Genomic DNA, 14832 nt, shown 5'->3' with positions numbered 1-14832 from the left:
GTTACTTCATCAAATCGATTGAAACGGCTGGAAACTCAATTTTGCCTTGAAGCATCCATTGTTTGTCGTGGGGCTCAAGTTCAACAAACCAAGGTCCTTGAATAGATTCGTCAGCCGTTAAACGGTAATTGCCCGATGCATCGGCTGTAATAAGTTTAGAAAAGTCACGATCAGGGAGAGTGCGGTGAGTAAATGTCGCGAGCAAAGCCGGGTAGTGGGATAACTCACCTTTATCAAATTTAACCACGATGCTGTTATTTTTTGAAGAAAGGACCGCGTGCAAACCAAGGTCACGTGCGACATTCATTTTACTGATGTCTACGTTTATCCCTTTGCCTTTTTTATAGTAATCCTCAGCAACTAAAGACACGGAGTTTTTCGAAAAAACGATAACGGTAATGACTGTCCATACGACTACCGTAAGAGGTAGGATTATTAGGAACCACGGCCAAAACTGTTTATACCAAGGCTTTACCATAAAAAAGTTCTCAACAGCTAAATGAAAATGTAAGGCTTTAAATTTAAAGGAAAGACAGCCCCTAAAAAAGGGGCTGTTATTGATATGTTACTTAATGTCTCAGTTATTTATTCTCGGAGTTGCTTAAGCTCCAGACGTAGGAAGCAACAAGCTGAACTTTGTCTTCGCCCAGAATATCCTTCCATGCCGGCATGACGCCAGAACGACCGTTCATTACTGTTTCAGTAACCGCTGCACGCGAATCACCAAACAGCCAGTCTTGGTCGGTTAGGTCAGGAGCACCAACTGCAGGGTTACCTTTACCGTCTGTACCGTGACATGCTGCACACACCACAAAGCGTGCTTTACCAGCCGCCGCTTCACGTGCGTTGACCTTACGTCCTGATAGGCTAAGTGCATAACTTACAACTTCTTGAACACCTTGCTCGCCAAGCGCATCCTTCCATGCCGGCATTTGACCAATGCGACCATGTAAAATGGTTGTCACTATTGCTTCAGGCTCACCACCATATAGCCACGCATCGTCAGTCAGGTTAGGGAACCCTGTTTGACCACGGGCATCAGAACCATGACATTGTGAACAGTTTTGTAAGAACAAACGCTGACCTACCTTCAATGCTTCGGGATCCTTAGCAATCTCAGGGATAGGGCGTAAACCATTTTCATTATGCGCAAGCGCACGGAAAGCTTCACCAAAGTAGGCGTCAGCATCGTCTAATTCTTTTGCATATTGGTCAAGTTGCTTGTTTTGTTGTGCCGCCGCAATCGCTTGTTGCGACTCTTCCAGTGAACGAACCGTTTGGTTCGAACTCTGCCAATTCAAGAAGCCTTTAAAGCTACCTAAACCAGGGAAGAGAGCAAGGTAAATGGCTGAAAACACAAATGTGCTTACAAACAGGTAAGTCCACCACTTTGGCAGCGGGTTATTTAGTTCGCGAATACCATCGTACTCGTGACCCATGTCTTCCCCTTCCTCGACGCCCATTTTATCTTTTGCGCACCAAGTAAGGAGAATTGCACAGCCCACTAGCGTACCGATAGTAATCACGATAATCCAGAGACTCCAGAATGTAGTCATTACTTCTTCACTCCTTGGTTATTAGGGGTCGTTTGTTCTTCGTCAGCGAAGATTAGGTTGGCATCTTCTTCAAAACGCGCTTTACGTTTTTTGCTAAATGCCCACCATACAATGCCGATAAAACTAGCGAAGAGCACAACGGTATAAATACTATGAATCGTACCGTAATCCATATATCCCCCTTACTTCATTGCATGACCAAGAGACTGAAGGTAAGCGATGAGTGCATCCATCTCTGTTTTACCTTCTACTTCTTTAGCCGCATTCGCGATTTGTTCATCTTCATATGGAACGCCGAACTGGTCACGGAATAACTCTAGTTTTTTCTGTGTCAGTTTGCCGTCCAATACATTCTCAGCCAGCCATGGGAAACCAGGCATGTTTGATTCTGGAACAAGTTCACGAGGATCCATTAAGTGAACACGATGCCATTCGTCAGAGTAACGGCCACCAACGCGAGCCAAATCTGGACCAGTACGCTTCGAGCCCCAAAGGAATGGATGTTCCCAAACGCTTTCGCCAGCAACAGAGTAGTGGCCGTAACGTTCCGTTTCAGAACGGAAAGGACGAACCATTTGACTGTGACAAACGCTACAGCCTTCACGGATGTAGATATCACGGCCTTCCATTTCTAATGGCGTATAAGCACGTAGGTTTTCTACAGGCTCAGTGGTTTGCTTTTGAAACAGAAGCGGAGTGATTTCAACAAGCGCGCCCCAACTGATAGCAAAAACGATGAAAATAGCCAACAAACCGACATTACGTTCTAGAAATTCATGGCGATTATTAGAATTATTACTCATTCTTTAAATCTCCTTATGCCGGATGAGGAATAGCCTTAAGGCTTTCCTTTGGCGCTGTAACCGTTTTGTACGTGTTGTATGCCATTAGCAGCATACCTGATAGGAAGATTAAACCGCCTAGGAAACGCACAAAGTAGAATGGGTATGACGCCTCTACGGATTCAACAAAGCTGTAAGTTAACGTACCGTCAGAGTTAACTGCACGCCACATCAGACCTTGCATTACACCAGAGATCCACATCGCCACGATATAAAACACAGTACCGATAGTCGCTAACCAGAAGTGCACATTGACTAGACCAACCGAGTACATACGCTCTTGCCCAAACAGACGAGGAACTAGGTGGTAGATCGAACCAATAGACACCATAGCAACCCAACCTAACGCGCCAGAGTGCACGTGACCAATCGTCCAGTCAGTATAGTGTGACAATGCGTTAACCGTCTTAATCGCCATCATTGGGCCTTCAAAGGTAGACATACCATAGAATGAAAGAGACACAATTAGGAAACGTAGGATAGGGTCGTAGCGAAGTTTATGCCAAGCCCCAGAGAGCGTCATAATACCGTTAATCATGCCACCCCAAGATGGCGCAAATAGAACTAGCGACATGACCATGCCCAAAGACTGAGTCCAGTCTGGTAGCGCGGTATAGTGAAGGTGGTGCGGACCTGCCCAAATATAAAGAGAAATCAATGCCCAAAAGTGAACGATCGATAAACGGTAGGAATAAACAGGACGCTCAGCTTGTTTAGGAACGAAGTAATACATCATACCAAGGAAACCGGCTGTAAGCAGGAAACCTACGGCGTTATGCCCGTACCACCACTGTACCATTGCATCCACAGCTCCCGAGTAAATCGAATACGATTTAGTTAGAGAGACAGGGACTGCCATACTGTTCACAATATGCAGAACCGCGACAGTGATAATAAACGCGCCGAAGAACCAGTTTGCCACATAAATGTGGGAGGTTTTGCGCTTCACCAGCGTTCCAAAAAACACCACTGCGTAAGACACCCATACTATCGCGATTGCGATATCTATAGGCCATTCTAGTTCAGCGTACTCTTTAGAGGTGGTCATCCCCATAGGTAGAGTAATCGCTGCGGCTAAAATTATTAATTGCCATCCCCAAAAGGTGAAGGCAACGAGTGGGCCACCAAAAAGACGTGTTTGACAAGTACGCTGAACAACATAATAAGATGTTGCGAACAGGGCACTCGTACCAAACGCGAAAATTACCGCATTAGTATGCAGTGGACGTAAACGACTGTACGTCAACCACGGCGTATCAAAGTTTAGCTGTGGCCAAACTAGTTGAGCGGCAATCAAAACACCAACAGACATACCGACTATACCCCACAAGATGGTCACGAGGGTAAATTGACGAACGACTGTATAGTTGTAGTTTTGTTCAAGCTGCTGTACTTGGCTCATTTGCATGCTTCCAATTTCTAATTAACTACACTTTACTTCCAACACGACTTGCGTCGTAACACCACCCAAGCAAACTTTAGAATTTAAGTGTTATCATCACTTTATTTTCTATTACTTACTTTATAAAAAGTGGTATTTTCAAAGGCTAACTATACTTGAGTTAACAATTCAATGACAGGTTAGTAACCTTATTAAGGCTTGAGAACGCCTTTTTTATCTCAAAAGTTTGAAGTTTGTAACAAGGATATTCGGAAATTATGCCTGCACAAAAGTTAACAAAGGCGAGGCTTGCGCAAATCTTAATCACTCTCAGTATTTTAACTATCGCGTTTTTCTGGCGCACCTTGACACATGAGGATATAGAGCGCCTTGACTGTTCAGAAAAACGAAGCTGCGTAGTCAATATTGGTGAAGAAAAAATTACGATTACACGTAACTCACAAGGCATTTCATTCGAAACGACGAAAAGCAACACAATAAAAATTGATCTGAATCAAGATAATGCATTCTCGAGCATAAGTGTTTCAGACGAAATCATTGACTGGAATTCCATATCAGAAAATAAGGTAATTAGGCTAAAAATAGACGGAAACATTGTCTTAATTCATTTATAAATCAGATCTGACGCGCGATAATCGCAACTAAATTAGGAAATACGTACTTTTCCCACCTTTCGTAAATGGAGGGAATGGTATAAACAAGGAAGTTACTGAGAATCGTTGGAACCTATGCACTGTCGATCACTTTATACGCACATCACTGATGAGTACTTAGCCGTTGAAAAGTTTGGATCTCAACTTGCCAAAGAGAACCTTTCTTATCTCATTTGCTATTACACAGAGGAGTACGACTTCAAGCAAGTTCGTGAAGCACTGTTAAACTTTTTTCCCGGTATTCCATTTCAAGGTTCAAGTTCGTGCCAGGCGATAATGACGGATGAAGGGTTCCATTCAGGGCCAGTCATTGCGGTGTTAGCGGTATACGATTTGGGGCCACACGCATACGGAACTGGCATTTCACCATGTACTGAGCCTAAAGGAGTGACAGTCGCTCTTGATATGGCGTTAGAAAGTGCCAAACGTGTTGGGGAAGTGCCCAATCTCATTCTTTTACATGCAACACCAGGAGATGAAGAGTCGATTATACAATCGATTGACGATCGGTTCGGAACCTTAGTTCCCATCATCGGAGGCTCTTCTGCAGACAATAACGTTGAGGGTAAATGGTCAATCATTACATCTCAAGGTTACCAAAAGAAAGGAATCAGTCTGACACTCTTCTACTCATCACAACCTATTGATGTCGCCTTTAGTGCAGGTCATACGCCAACCAATATAACAGGTGTTGCAACCAAAACTGACAAGCGAATTTTGTTAGAAATCGACGGTCAACCCGCGTTAGATGTGTATCGTCGCTGGACAAACCACGAAGAAAGTCGCTCCAATAAAAATGACCTTTTGTTCATAAGCTCTAGTGCTTTTCCTTTAGGTCGTGTAGCTGGTTACATATACGATCGTCCATATTACAAGTTATCACATCCCATTAGAGAGACCGCAAATGGTGGAATAGAGCTCTTTACTAACATTGACGAAGGTGAGTCGCTTACGCTTATGAAAGGAAGCCGAGAGAACCTTATTGCCAGAGCCTCTAAAGTCGTCAATGCAGCCTTCAACCAAAAGCTCGGAGAATCTCGTAAAATAGGGGTAATAAATATTTTTTGTGCGGGACCAATGTTGCACCTAAAGCAAGATATGGAAAGCGTGTGCCACCAAATTAATCATGAGTTAAACAACCTACCATTTATCTGTCCGTTTACATTTGGAGAGCAGGGAAGGTTTGTTGGTGGTGAGAATGGGCATGGAAACCTAATGATTTCATCGGCAATATTCCACAAACCTTATGAAAGATAGATATTTAGATACGTATCAACAAGAGGCTTTGCAAGAAGCGCTGGTTGACCTAAAACAGACCAAAGAGAGAGAGCGCCTTCTCGCGGACGAGAACAAGGCAATACTAGACGCGATCTCTGCAATGAGTGAAGCCAAAAACCGCAATGAGATATTTACTGGCTTAAATGACGCACTAAAAAAACACATTAACTTTCAAGATTTTATTGTGATAAGCCGTGATGATGAACGGTATCCCTTCAAAACGCTAATATCAACAAATAGCGTGTTTGATCAAGTAAATTGGTTACACGGTAACGCCATGGAGCGAGCGCTCAATGGGGAATGTATATTGCTGTTTGAACCAACACGCTTAGATGAGCTATCTAAGTTGAATGTCTTTGTTAAAAGTCACTTTAATTCGGTAATTCTAACGGGGATACGTACAGAAGTAACACAAAATATTATTCTGTTGGTTGGCGCTCGAAAAGGTCATTTCAGTATCGAAAATAGAGAAACACTTCGACGCTTTCGGCCTCTTATAGAACGAGCGGTCATTGATATTGAAACCAAGGAAAAGTTACAGCGTATCGTAGAGGTAAGAACGGCACAACTTGCCAAAGCTCGCGAAGAAGCGGAATTGGCTAACCAAGCGAAGTCCGAGTTTCTTGCCATGATGAGTCACGAAATTCGAACCCCATTAAACTCGGTACTTGGCATGTTGGACATCTTACGCCAATCCACATTATCAGAAGAACAATGTGACGCCTTGAATCAAATGGAGTTTTCAGCAGAACTCTTACTTACCATCATGAGCGACATATTGGATTTATCAAAAATAGAGTCGGGGAGCTTTTTACTTAGTGAGCAATGGGTGAATTTACATGACGTTGTCACTTTTGTTTTTTCTCAGCAGAAACAATCAGCTACTAGGAAAATGCTCGAATTTAAACTGGATTGCAATGTATCTGAACACCAACAGTATTGGATTGACTCAACGCGACTTTCTCAAATCTTATTTAACCTCATCGGTAACGCAATAAAGTTCACCGATAAGGGAAAAGTCAGTGTGCAAGTCCGTGAGAGAAATAACGAGCTTTCCATTACTGTAATAGACACAGGGATCGGAATTTCCAAAGATAAATTAGAGTACGTGTTTACAGCGTTCCATCAAATTGATCGTTCGATAACGAGACGATTTGGCGGTACCGGTTTAGGGCTAGCCATTACCAAGCACTTGATAGAGATGATGCGAGGTACTGTCCAGGTTGAAAGCCAAGAAAACTTAGGAACGAAGTTCGTTGTAAAAATTCCAGTGTTAACCCGAAGCACACAAAATTTTCCAGTCAAGATTGAAGCAAACCATCCAAGTAAAGCGTTAAATCTACTGATCGTAGAAGACACGCAATCCAATCAGCTTGTCATTAAATTACTCTTAAACAAACTAGGACATAAAGTTCAAATGGCCAGCAATGGCGCCGAAGCTGTAAAGTTCTTAGAAAAGAACGCGGTCAACATCGATATGATTTTGATGGACGTATCCATGCCGATCATGGATGGGATTACCGCAACACGCCTGATTCGCGAAAAAGGACTCGATACACCAATCATAGCGTTGACCGCACATGCTTTAGAAAGTGACCGCGATAAATGTTTAGCTGCTGGTATGAATGGTTTTGTATCAAAGCCTGTCAGACGACAAGATATTTATGACGCCATACAGTTGTTTTTAGATCGTTAATATAGGTCTTAACAATCGAAGATTATTAAGACCTATATTAAGTATTTTATGGTAAATAGCCATTATGTTTAATAGAACGCTTTAAATTGAAATCTGAGTGGGATAGGAGGGAAAACAAGGCCACATTTCAAATAGACCCACACACCATTTAACATAATATACATAATGCGCACCTAGGGTGTAGGAGCTATTTAGAAATGTCCGGTATGAGCTATTTCAAAATGTCCTCTTATACTTATGGAAATCCATTCGTTTGAGGACATCAACCGATGCTGATTGCTATGAGTGAACGTGATATTCAGCGATTTAAAGTGCTTAGTGATTTACGTGACCATCGATTAAGCCAAATGGATGCCGCTGACATCCTACATCTTTCAACTAGACAAGTTCGTAGGCTCTTGTCCTTGCTAAATGAACAAGGTGCCTCTGCATTAGCGCACGCCGCCAGAGGTCGTCCCAGTAACCGATGTTATTCAAGTCAGTTTAAGGCTACTGTCCTAGAGATCATTCGAGAACACTACAGTGATTTTTCTCCTACGTTTGCCTTAGAAAAATTGACTGAGCAGCATAATCTCGCCGTCTGTAAAGAAACCCTCCGTCAATGGATGATTGCCGATGGTCTCTGGGTGCCACATTCACAGCGTAAGCCCCGTGTGTATCAACCTCGCTATCGTCGTGACTGCTTAGGCGAACTCATCCAAATTGATGGCTCTCATCATGACTGGTTTGGATGATGCGACCGGTCGGCTGATGAACCTGCGTTTTAGCGAGACCGAATCCGCCTTCGACTATATGATTGCAACCCGAGAATACCTCAATGAGCATGGGAAACCGGTGGCGTTCTATAGTGATAAGCACTCGATATTTCGGGTTAACCAAGAAAAACACAAGCAAGTTGGCCAGACTCAGTATGGGCGTATATTACGCGAACTGGGTATAGAGCTGATTTGTGCCAACAGCTCGCAGGCCAAAGGCCGTGTCGAGAGAGCCAATCAAACGTTACAGGATCGCTTAGTGAAAGAAATGCGTCTGCAAGGTATTGATAATATGGAACACGCCAATGCCTGGCTTCCCTACTTCATCGCTGATTTTAACCGACGCTTCGCCAAACCGGCGCACTATCCAAAAGACATGCACCGCAAAGTTCGGGAAACCCCGCAGGAACTTGACGATATTTTCAGTTGGCAGGAAATTCGTAAGCTCTCCAACGCGTTGACCTTTCAGTACGATAAAGTGGTTTACTTAATTGAAAATACGGAAGAAAACGCCCGACTGGTGCATGAGAACGTCAAAGTATTGGACTACCCAAACGGCGACATCGCCATTCTTTACGGCCATCGCAAGCTACCTTTCAAAACCTTTGATAAGCTTGAGCACGTTCAACAGACTCAAATCGTCGACAACAAACGGTTAGGACAAGTTTTAAAATTTGCCCAACAGCAACAAGATGAATTCGAGCAACAACAGAAACGTTCACGCAGCAAAAGTGCCCCAAAACGACGGGCTCAACAACGGGCGATCCAGGAGCAGTTACGAATCATCAACCCGGTATTAATCAACCCTGAGACCTTCAAAGCCAGTACCAATAAACGTTGACTCTCCTACTTGCTCAACTTATCTAACCGGACATTTCTACTTTGCTGACAATAGGACATTTTAAAGTGGGAATAACATAGGGGTTGGTTGTTAACAAAGGCTAACACTTTGATGAGCTATTACATAAGTGTCTGATAACCGGGCTGTAATTTTTTATTTTGTCCATTTCCATAACTCAAGTTACTTGTACTATTTGTATCGTTCATTTTGAACAATCTACAAAAAACACCGAAAACCCCGACCGCCACATAATGTTGCGTTCGGTATCGGCAAAAACACCAAGAAAAATATTTTTAGCCTGTTATCCAAATTGCGAGCGTTGTCATGTTTCACGAATCATTCCGCACACTTTATTGGCGTGAGTTTACGTCCATCAAGCAAGGCGCTGAGTTTTTTCACGTGTCCAAACCAACAATTACCCGTTGGTTAGATGGCACGGTTCCCATCAATCCCATGGCGGAAAAACTGCTACTCATTAAATCGCTTGGTTACTTGCCTAATGACGTGCGTTGGTCAGGATTTCGAATCTGTGAGAAACGTGCGGTGTTTATCACGCCGTCCGGTCGTGAGTTCAACCCTAAAGAATTGGAAAGCTTTGTGTTCTGGCGTGATGAACATCGCCAGCTTGTCGAAAAGCATGGTCACGTAGACCAACCCAAGATTTACCCCGCAAAAGAAAATGTGTTGCCGTTTCGTGGCGGCCGTAGAATGAAAGCCGCCGAATGGATACCGACTAAGTCTAAGAATAGATAAATGAATTGGTCTGAATGTTCAATTTTCTAAATCATGAGCCATTTTGCTGTCTAGTCTCCGATACTTCTAGCTAACATTCTGATTGTCAATTGAACTACGAACATCCTCTTTGTTATCACGTTTTCCATCTAAGGACGTATCTTTATGATGCTCTGCAACCCACGACGCGAATTCTTCGGGCTTCTTCTCCAAACAACTAATTAAATAAAGGAACAGAAGCATTATGCCGAGTGTAATAGCCACAAGACTTACGTTTTTAAAAATTGGCAATAACACATTTACATTATTTAAATGATATTGGGCTACAGAGCATTGCGTATACGCCTTGCTGTCTAACTTGCACTCATGTTCAAGTATTTTTTTTATATCAATCTGTTCAATTCTTTCTACTTCGTAGAGATTGAAGTTTCCTTCCTTTTCCATAGGCATAAGAACTAAAGTAACTTGCATGAAGGTAATTGCACCTACAGTAAGAAAGAATACGCCAGCCTTACGCCAACTTTCAGCATGAGTTTTATGATGGAATGACCATTTGTAAAAAAATCTCACCCACTTGTAAGAGTTAACAAAAAAAGCTCTCATGATCTTAAATCCATTCAATTAGTTGATGGATAAATTATCATGATACAAAAAAAACAAAAAGCCGAACCCCATCGCTAATAAGGTTCGGCTTTTTTTGGCTTCGATTTTGGAAAGAAAATGTCAATTTGACGGTGAAGCCCGTCGAGGTCAATCGACACGCTCACGGTATCGGCTCCCTACTCGGCTTAAAATCTGGTGGTCGTCCTATCCATATTTCTGAACGGGCTATAGAGCGTTGCATTTGATAAGTGTATCTCTCTCTAAAAGAGACGCAATTACTACGGGGTCATAATTGCTCTGAGCTTCGATTCGAATTAGTTTGTGATGCCCTTGAAAAGCGGAGTTTACATATGAATCGCGCTCTTGGCGCTTCTTCTGCCGATGCGAAGAGTCGTCCAACTCAATAACGGCGAGTATCTTCGTATCTCGATCAGTTATGACGTAATCTATTCTCTTAGCCCAAGTCTTTGAATTATCTTTAAAGTTTACTGGCTGAATCAACGCCATCATCGATACTTGGCAATGTACAATATAGTCTGAAGGCAAAACTCTCAAAAGAACCTGATAGAAACCGTTTTCACTTTTTGAACAAAGATAGTCGTTCTTTTTGTGAGGTACAGGTTTCTTTTTCAGTGCATTTGCCCTTGTTTGCAGGCTAGTATTTGACGCAGTAAAAGGCTCTATTTCCGCTTTGTCGTTACTGTTTTTATTTGTTCTTTTGAACAGATAGATAACAAAAATAAACGATAAAATTGCTATTAATTCAACCACTTTTGATTCCACTTCCCGATCATATGCATACTGACCCGCATAGTAGCATGTCTTTTACTTTTTAACGTAATCAACAGAGCTAAACACATTCACTTTCATACTTTCTCTAAGCCTCGGTGCACACCTTCCGGTCTCTAGGAAACATTTGGGACTAATGTCTCTTGCAAATAATCATCACAGACTTCCAGTTTATACACTGTTTTGGATTGGACGAGACAATCACGCATTTCATTTCGTGCTTTTTGATAAAGTGCGTCCGTTAGTTGATGGTCTTTTTCCCATTGTGCTTTGCTTGGCCATTGCGCGTAGCCAACTAAAATATTGGGTCTCTCGGATGTGTGGAGCCTAGAGCCAAAGCTCCCGCAATTCTGATAAATGCTTTTGGTCACTTCAAGCCAGGCTCTTCGAAATAGAGACTCTGTTCCTTCTTTTATTTCGAATTCGTACACCGCTATAAACATATTACTCTCCGTATAGTATTGTTGGGCTCCATGTTCGTTACCCTGTAACCTTGGTTTAATCATTTAGCATCTGGAGATATTCATTAACCCGTTGAAATATGGAGTCTTATATACTTCTCTGGGAACTGGTAACGAAAACGTTTCCCTAGTTTTAAATTGGACTTTACGTATTGGCAGACTTTTTTGTCTCCGGTGCCAGATACGCGTTTTATTCTGGCTTTACTGCCCTTGTGCTCCATTTCTATCATCACGTCACAGTAACCGTGATAGCCATCGAACCTACCGCTCACTTTACTTTGTAGCTGTTTCTTTATCTTTCTAGCAAGCGGGTTTGTTTCTGCATCGTCCGACAAGGCCGGAAAACTAAGAGAAACCAAAGTTATAAACGTGACAACGTATCTTTTCATTGAGCTTTACTTATCTATCGTTAAATCATTGGCTTATCATTAATTTTTAATGATGCTAATACAAAAATGGGACGCAGTTTTGCGTCCCATTTAACACGGATAAGTAATGGTTAAGAAACATCAGATGGACACTGTTTGAAGTCCGCTATGCGCGCTTTTTACCTTTGCTGGTTTTAAAACCTTGATGAGGAAAAACGTTCCTGATCCTTTGTTGAGTCTTCTTCGGTACTTGTTTTGAGAATACCAAGCGCATGCCTGTGCGCTGGTTGTAGACTTTCATCTCACCAGTGAACGGGTTATGTTCGCTAATATCTTCCAAATTGTGTTTAAAAGTTGGTGGAAGATGCCCTTTCACTTTACTTATTTTCCCATCGCTAAAGGAGACTTTGAGTACCGGTCTATCAACAGCGATAAGCCAAAAAATAACAACAGCAGCGATCAATATTACGTATAACATTTGCACTCCTTAACTGGACAGTAGCTTACTCAAATCTTCTTTAATTGACGTTACCTTTTTACTCGCTTTCTCGCTTCTTGATGCTTCAGAGACAAGGTATTCAATAGCATCGGAAAGCGTACAGCCTAGTTCGTTCGCACGATTTGAAAGCTTCTCCCAGACGCGATAGTCCAGATCAATCGACTTTTTCTTTGTATGAACTTGTTCTGAGTTAAAGTGGCGTTTTCGTTTGGCACGGATCGCCTGTTTAAGCTTGTTGTCTAGCTCTTCTGACATATGATTTTCAATCCAAGCGAGAACAAGGGTTGGCTCGTGCTCGAGGCCACGCAGCTCTTGGATAGCAGCATCAGCTTCACTCGAGTCAATATGTCGAGTAATTGCCTCTCCGTCCTTCCACTTTTTTATCAGATACGTCCATTTCCAACCGCATTCTAAATTTTCAAGTTGCTGATATTTCATCCTTTCCGACCCGTGAATAGTATCTGGTGACAGCGTAACCCATAACGTTACGTTCAAGCAAACAAATCTGTCTGAAGTATCGATGTTGATCACCCATTTGTCTAAATATCACCCAACAAAATTTTCGTGTTTGTTTGCCAACACTCACCGAGAGTGAATCAAAGTGGTGAAACCTGCATCTCAACGCCATTTAAGTATATAATGGCGACAAGAGACTAATTTATGATGATATTTAATGAACCAACTTAATTGGCAAGACGTTACGCCTTCGTTCGATCAATACGAAGCGCTTTTGAAGTCTGCTTCAACACTACCTGAAAAAACATTTCTCGATTTGCAGCCCCGACTGTCGGCCACAATCTCCCGTTTTACTAGTATGAATAGCCTTACTCGGGTATTACTGGTTAACAGTGTTGATAATTCAATATACCGTGGTTTTATCTGTGACGCGTTGGAAAATTGCGCTTCAATCCCCGTTGTCTCTACGGAATCTCTTGATATCAAGATCTTATTTGATCGCTATTGCACTAGCCCGACAGGCGAAGTGACATTTGAAGCTGGTTTAATGTCGAAGGCCAATGGCGGATATTTGATCGTGCCTGCCAATTTAATTCTGGCGAACCCTGGGTACTGGCCAGCAATTAAGTCCGCGATTCAAAAGCAAGCTTTCGCTCCGATGAACCTAAGCCCTAACCGACTTGCTTCTGAAGCTGTCAACGCCAACACGTACGATGTGAAACTTATCGTGACCGGAGATCGCAGCCAGTTGGCTGATCTAGAATATGTGGATGACGACTTTACTTCCGGCTTTAGTATGTACACGGAAGTTGAAGAAGACATACACCTTTCTGAAACGAATTTAACGCTGTATCTCGGTTTTGTTAACTGGTTATGCTCTGAATACAAGCTCCCTACTTTAGATGAGCCAGCTTTAAGAAGATTAATGCTTGCAGGTATGCGATACACTGAGGATCAGCATTATCTGCCCCTTGGCGTTCTTTGGCATAGCCAACTGCTCAATCTTGCCTGCCAACACAGCGACAGCGATGTAATCAGCTACGATGCGATAGATAAAGCGATAGACGACAAGTATTATCGCGAATCGTATCTGCCTCAACGTGCAGTCTATGACATTCTTGATGGTCAGGTGATCATTGAAACCACAGGTGAGCATATTGGTCAGATTAATGGATTAACGGTGATTGAAATGGCCGGCCACCCTGTCTCTTACGGTGAACCTGCACGTATTTCCTGTGTTATTCATTTTGGTGATGGTGATGTCTCTGATGTCGAACGTAAAGCGGAATTGGGCGGAAACCTTCACGCAAAAGGAATGATGATCATGCAAGCTTTTCTGAGTTCTGCAATGAATCTTGATGAACCGTTACCTTATTCTGCTTCGATTGTATTCGAACAATCCTACAGTGAAGTCGATGGAGATAGTGCATCTCTCGCTGAGTTATGCTGTTTTGTTAGTGCGCTGTCTGAGTCACCTGTAAACCAACAAATTGCGGTAACAGGCGCTGTGGATCAATTTGGTCGAGTTCAGGCCGTCGGTGGATTGAACGAGAAAATCGAAGGCTTTTATCAAGTCTGTAAGCATCAGGGGTTTACTGGACATCAAGGCGTTATTATGCCTAAATCTAATTTAAAGCATCTCGCCTTACACAAAGATGTCATTGAAAGTGTTCAAAATGGTCAGTTTAACATCTGGGCCGTATCGACGGTTGATGAGGCCATCCCAATCTTAATGAACAAGCCATTTCGAGGCGAAGAAGGCAGTATTATTGAGAAAATTGCCGAACGTATTGACAACTTTGAAAGGCACGAGCATTCAGAAGGAATTGTGCAGCGCATCAAAAACTGGTTTGTTAAGCACTGATCGGAGTTGTTTAGCTTACACGTGTTCACTAAGATGC

At 42.6% G+C, this 14832-nt stretch carries 16 protein-coding genes and 1 pseudogene; 6 read left to right on the top strand and 11 right to left on the bottom strand.

The window, feature by feature from the left end; all coding sequences use genetic code 11:
* Nucleotide 1: 1 nt before the first annotated feature.
* The 5 genes from ONE56_RS06750 to ccoN form a co-directional block, all read right to left on the bottom strand.
* Nucleotides 2–478, bottom strand: a complete 477-nt coding sequence (locus tag ONE56_RS06750; protein ID WP_041157182.1) for a FixH family protein — start codon at nucleotides 476–478, stop codon at nucleotides 2–4.
* A gap of 103 nt (nucleotides 479–581) precedes the next feature.
* Nucleotides 582–1556 carry a cytochrome-c oxidase, cbb3-type subunit III gene (ccoP, locus tag ONE56_RS06745; RefSeq protein ID WP_041157183.1) on the bottom strand — a complete coding sequence of 325 codons (975 nt, stop codon included), beginning with the start codon at nucleotides 1554–1556 and terminating at the stop codon, nucleotides 582–584.
* A complete protein-coding gene (locus ONE56_RS06740) occupies nucleotides 1556–1729 on the bottom strand; it encodes a cbb3-type cytochrome oxidase subunit 3 (RefSeq protein ID WP_331439266.1) in 174 nt (57 codons plus the stop codon). The genes ccoP and ONE56_RS06740 overlap by 1 nt, the downstream gene beginning before the upstream one ends.
* A 9-nt stretch (nucleotides 1730–1738) precedes the next feature.
* Entirely contained in the window at nucleotides 1739–2359 is a 621-nt protein-coding gene (gene ccoO / locus ONE56_RS06735; protein ID WP_041157184.1) for a cytochrome-c oxidase, cbb3-type subunit II, read from the bottom strand.
* Nucleotides 2360–2372: 13 nt separating this feature from the next.
* Entirely contained in the window at nucleotides 2373–3800 is a 1428-nt protein-coding gene (gene ccoN, locus ONE56_RS06730; RefSeq protein ID WP_041157185.1) for a cytochrome-c oxidase, cbb3-type subunit I, read from the bottom strand.
* A 257-nt stretch (nucleotides 3801–4057) separates the two neighbouring features.
* Between ccoN and ONE56_RS06725 the strand changes: the two genes are divergently transcribed.
* The 5 genes and pseudogenes from ONE56_RS06725 (at nucleotide 4058) to ONE56_RS06705 (ending at nucleotide 9776) form a co-directional block, all read left to right on the top strand.
* A complete protein-coding gene (locus tag ONE56_RS06725) occupies nucleotides 4058–4414 on the top strand; it encodes a hypothetical protein (RefSeq protein ID WP_041155234.1) in 357 nt (118 codons plus the stop codon).
* Between the two features lie 114 nt (nucleotides 4415–4528).
* Entirely contained in the window at nucleotides 4529–5710 is a 1182-nt protein-coding gene (locus ONE56_RS06720; RefSeq protein ID WP_423840474.1) for an FIST signal transduction protein, read from the top strand.
* Nucleotides 5700–7427, top strand: coding sequence for an ATP-binding protein (locus tag ONE56_RS06715; RefSeq protein WP_423840473.1), 1728 nt, complete (start codon nucleotides 5700–5702; stop codon nucleotides 7425–7427). Before ONE56_RS06720 ends, ONE56_RS06715 begins: the two co-directional genes overlap by 11 nt.
* A 281-nt stretch (nucleotides 7428–7708) precedes the next feature.
* A pseudogene (locus tag ONE56_RS06710) lies at nucleotides 7709–9023 on the top strand (ISNCY family transposase).
* 324 nt (nucleotides 9024–9347) lie between these two features.
* Nucleotides 9348–9776, top strand: a complete 429-nt coding sequence (locus ONE56_RS06705; protein WP_423840472.1) for a phage protein — start codon at nucleotides 9348–9350, stop codon at nucleotides 9774–9776.
* Nucleotides 9777–9842: 66 nt separating this feature from the next.
* On the opposite strand, the gene ONE56_RS06700 is transcribed toward ONE56_RS06705, so the two are convergent.
* The 6 genes from ONE56_RS06700 to matP form a co-directional block, all read right to left on the bottom strand.
* Nucleotides 9843–10358: a hypothetical protein gene (locus tag ONE56_RS06700; RefSeq protein WP_423840471.1), complete on the bottom strand. Its 516-nt coding sequence runs from the start codon at nucleotides 10356–10358 to the stop codon at nucleotides 9843–9845.
* A gap of 225 nt (nucleotides 10359–10583) precedes the next feature.
* Nucleotides 10584–11129, bottom strand: a complete 546-nt coding sequence (locus ONE56_RS06695) for a DUF2726 domain-containing protein (RefSeq protein WP_423840470.1) — start codon at nucleotides 11127–11129, stop codon at nucleotides 10584–10586.
* 134 nt (nucleotides 11130–11263) lie between these two features.
* Nucleotides 11264–11590 (bottom strand): antibiotic biosynthesis monooxygenase family protein, encoded by a 327-nt coding sequence (locus ONE56_RS06690; RefSeq protein WP_423840469.1) that lies wholly within the window; start codon nucleotides 11588–11590, stop codon nucleotides 11264–11266.
* 83 nt (nucleotides 11591–11673) lie between these two features.
* Nucleotides 11674–11997, bottom strand: a complete 324-nt coding sequence (locus tag ONE56_RS06685; protein WP_423840468.1) for a hypothetical protein — start codon at nucleotides 11995–11997, stop codon at nucleotides 11674–11676.
* Between the two features lie 145 nt (nucleotides 11998–12142).
* Nucleotides 12143–12454, bottom strand: a complete 312-nt coding sequence (locus tag ONE56_RS06680) for a DUF3634 family protein (protein ID WP_331438856.1) — start codon at nucleotides 12452–12454, stop codon at nucleotides 12143–12145.
* 9 nt (nucleotides 12455–12463) lie between these two features.
* Nucleotides 12464–12913 carry a macrodomain Ter protein MatP gene (gene matP, locus ONE56_RS06675; protein WP_041154305.1) on the bottom strand — a complete coding sequence of 150 codons (450 nt, stop codon included), beginning with the start codon at nucleotides 12911–12913 and terminating at the stop codon, nucleotides 12464–12466.
* Nucleotides 12914–13148: 235 nt separating this feature from the next.
* Between matP and ONE56_RS06670 the strand changes: the two genes are divergently transcribed.
* On the top strand, nucleotides 13149–14795 hold the full coding sequence (locus ONE56_RS06670; RefSeq protein ID WP_331438857.1) for a Lon protease family protein: 1647 nt from the start codon (nucleotides 13149–13151) through the stop codon (nucleotides 14793–14795).
* Nucleotides 14796–14832 lie beyond the last annotated feature (37 nt).

This window comes from Vibrio mytili (genome assembly GCF_049563345.1).
Lineage (GTDB): Bacteria > Pseudomonadota > Gammaproteobacteria > Enterobacterales > Vibrionaceae > Vibrio > Vibrio mytili.
The sequence above is the reverse complement of the archived record's forward strand: the minus strand, read 5'-3'. Positions and strand labels throughout refer to the sequence as shown.

What these genes read in the sequence shown, in the direction of transcription:
- ONE56_RS06750 (WP_041157182.1), bottom strand. Translation starts at nt 478, where the DNA reads ATGGTAAAGCCTTGGTATAAACAGTTTTGGCCGTGGTTCCTAATAATC.
- ccoP (WP_041157183.1), bottom strand. Translation starts at nt 1,556, where the DNA reads ATGACTACATTCTGGAGTCTCTGGATTATCGTGATTACTATCGGTACG.
- ONE56_RS06740 (WP_331439266.1), bottom strand. Translation starts at nt 1,729, where the DNA reads ATGGATTACGGTACGATTCATAGTATTTATACCGTTGTGCTCTTCGCT.
- ccoO (WP_041157184.1), bottom strand. Translation starts at nt 2,359, where the DNA reads ATGAGTAATAATTCTAATAATCGCCATGAATTTCTAGAACGTAATGTC.
- ccoN (WP_041157185.1), bottom strand. Translation starts at nt 3,800, where the DNA reads ATGAGCCAAGTACAGCAGCTTGAACAAAACTACAACTATACAGTCGTT.
- ONE56_RS06725 (WP_041155234.1), top strand. Translation starts at nt 4,058, where the DNA reads ATGCCTGCACAAAAGTTAACAAAGGCGAGGCTTGCGCAAATCTTAATC.
- ONE56_RS06720 (WP_423840474.1), top strand. Translation starts at nt 4,529, where the DNA reads ATGCACTGTCGATCACTTTATACGCACATCACTGATGAGTACTTAGCC.
- ONE56_RS06715 (WP_423840473.1), top strand. Translation starts at nt 5,700, where the DNA reads ATGAAAGATAGATATTTAGATACGTATCAACAAGAGGCTTTGCAAGAA.
- ONE56_RS06705 (WP_423840472.1), top strand. Translation starts at nt 9,348, where the DNA reads ATGTTTCACGAATCATTCCGCACACTTTATTGGCGTGAGTTTACGTCC.
- ONE56_RS06700 (WP_423840471.1), bottom strand. Translation starts at nt 10,358, where the DNA reads ATGAGAGCTTTTTTTGTTAACTCTTACAAGTGGGTGAGATTTTTTTAC.
- ONE56_RS06690 (WP_423840469.1), bottom strand. Translation starts at nt 11,590, where the DNA reads ATGTTTATAGCGGTGTACGAATTCGAAATAAAAGAAGGAACAGAGTCT.
- ONE56_RS06685 (WP_423840468.1), bottom strand. Translation starts at nt 11,997, where the DNA reads ATGAAAAGATACGTTGTCACGTTTATAACTTTGGTTTCTCTTAGTTTT.
- ONE56_RS06680 (WP_331438856.1), bottom strand. Translation starts at nt 12,454, where the DNA reads ATGTTATACGTAATATTGATCGCTGCTGTTGTTATTTTTTGGCTTATC.
- matP (WP_041154305.1), bottom strand. Translation starts at nt 12,913, where the DNA reads ATGAAATATCAGCAACTTGAAAATTTAGAATGCGGTTGGAAATGGACG.
- ONE56_RS06670 (WP_331438857.1), top strand. Translation starts at nt 13,149, where the DNA reads ATGAACCAACTTAATTGGCAAGACGTTACGCCTTCGTTCGATCAATAC.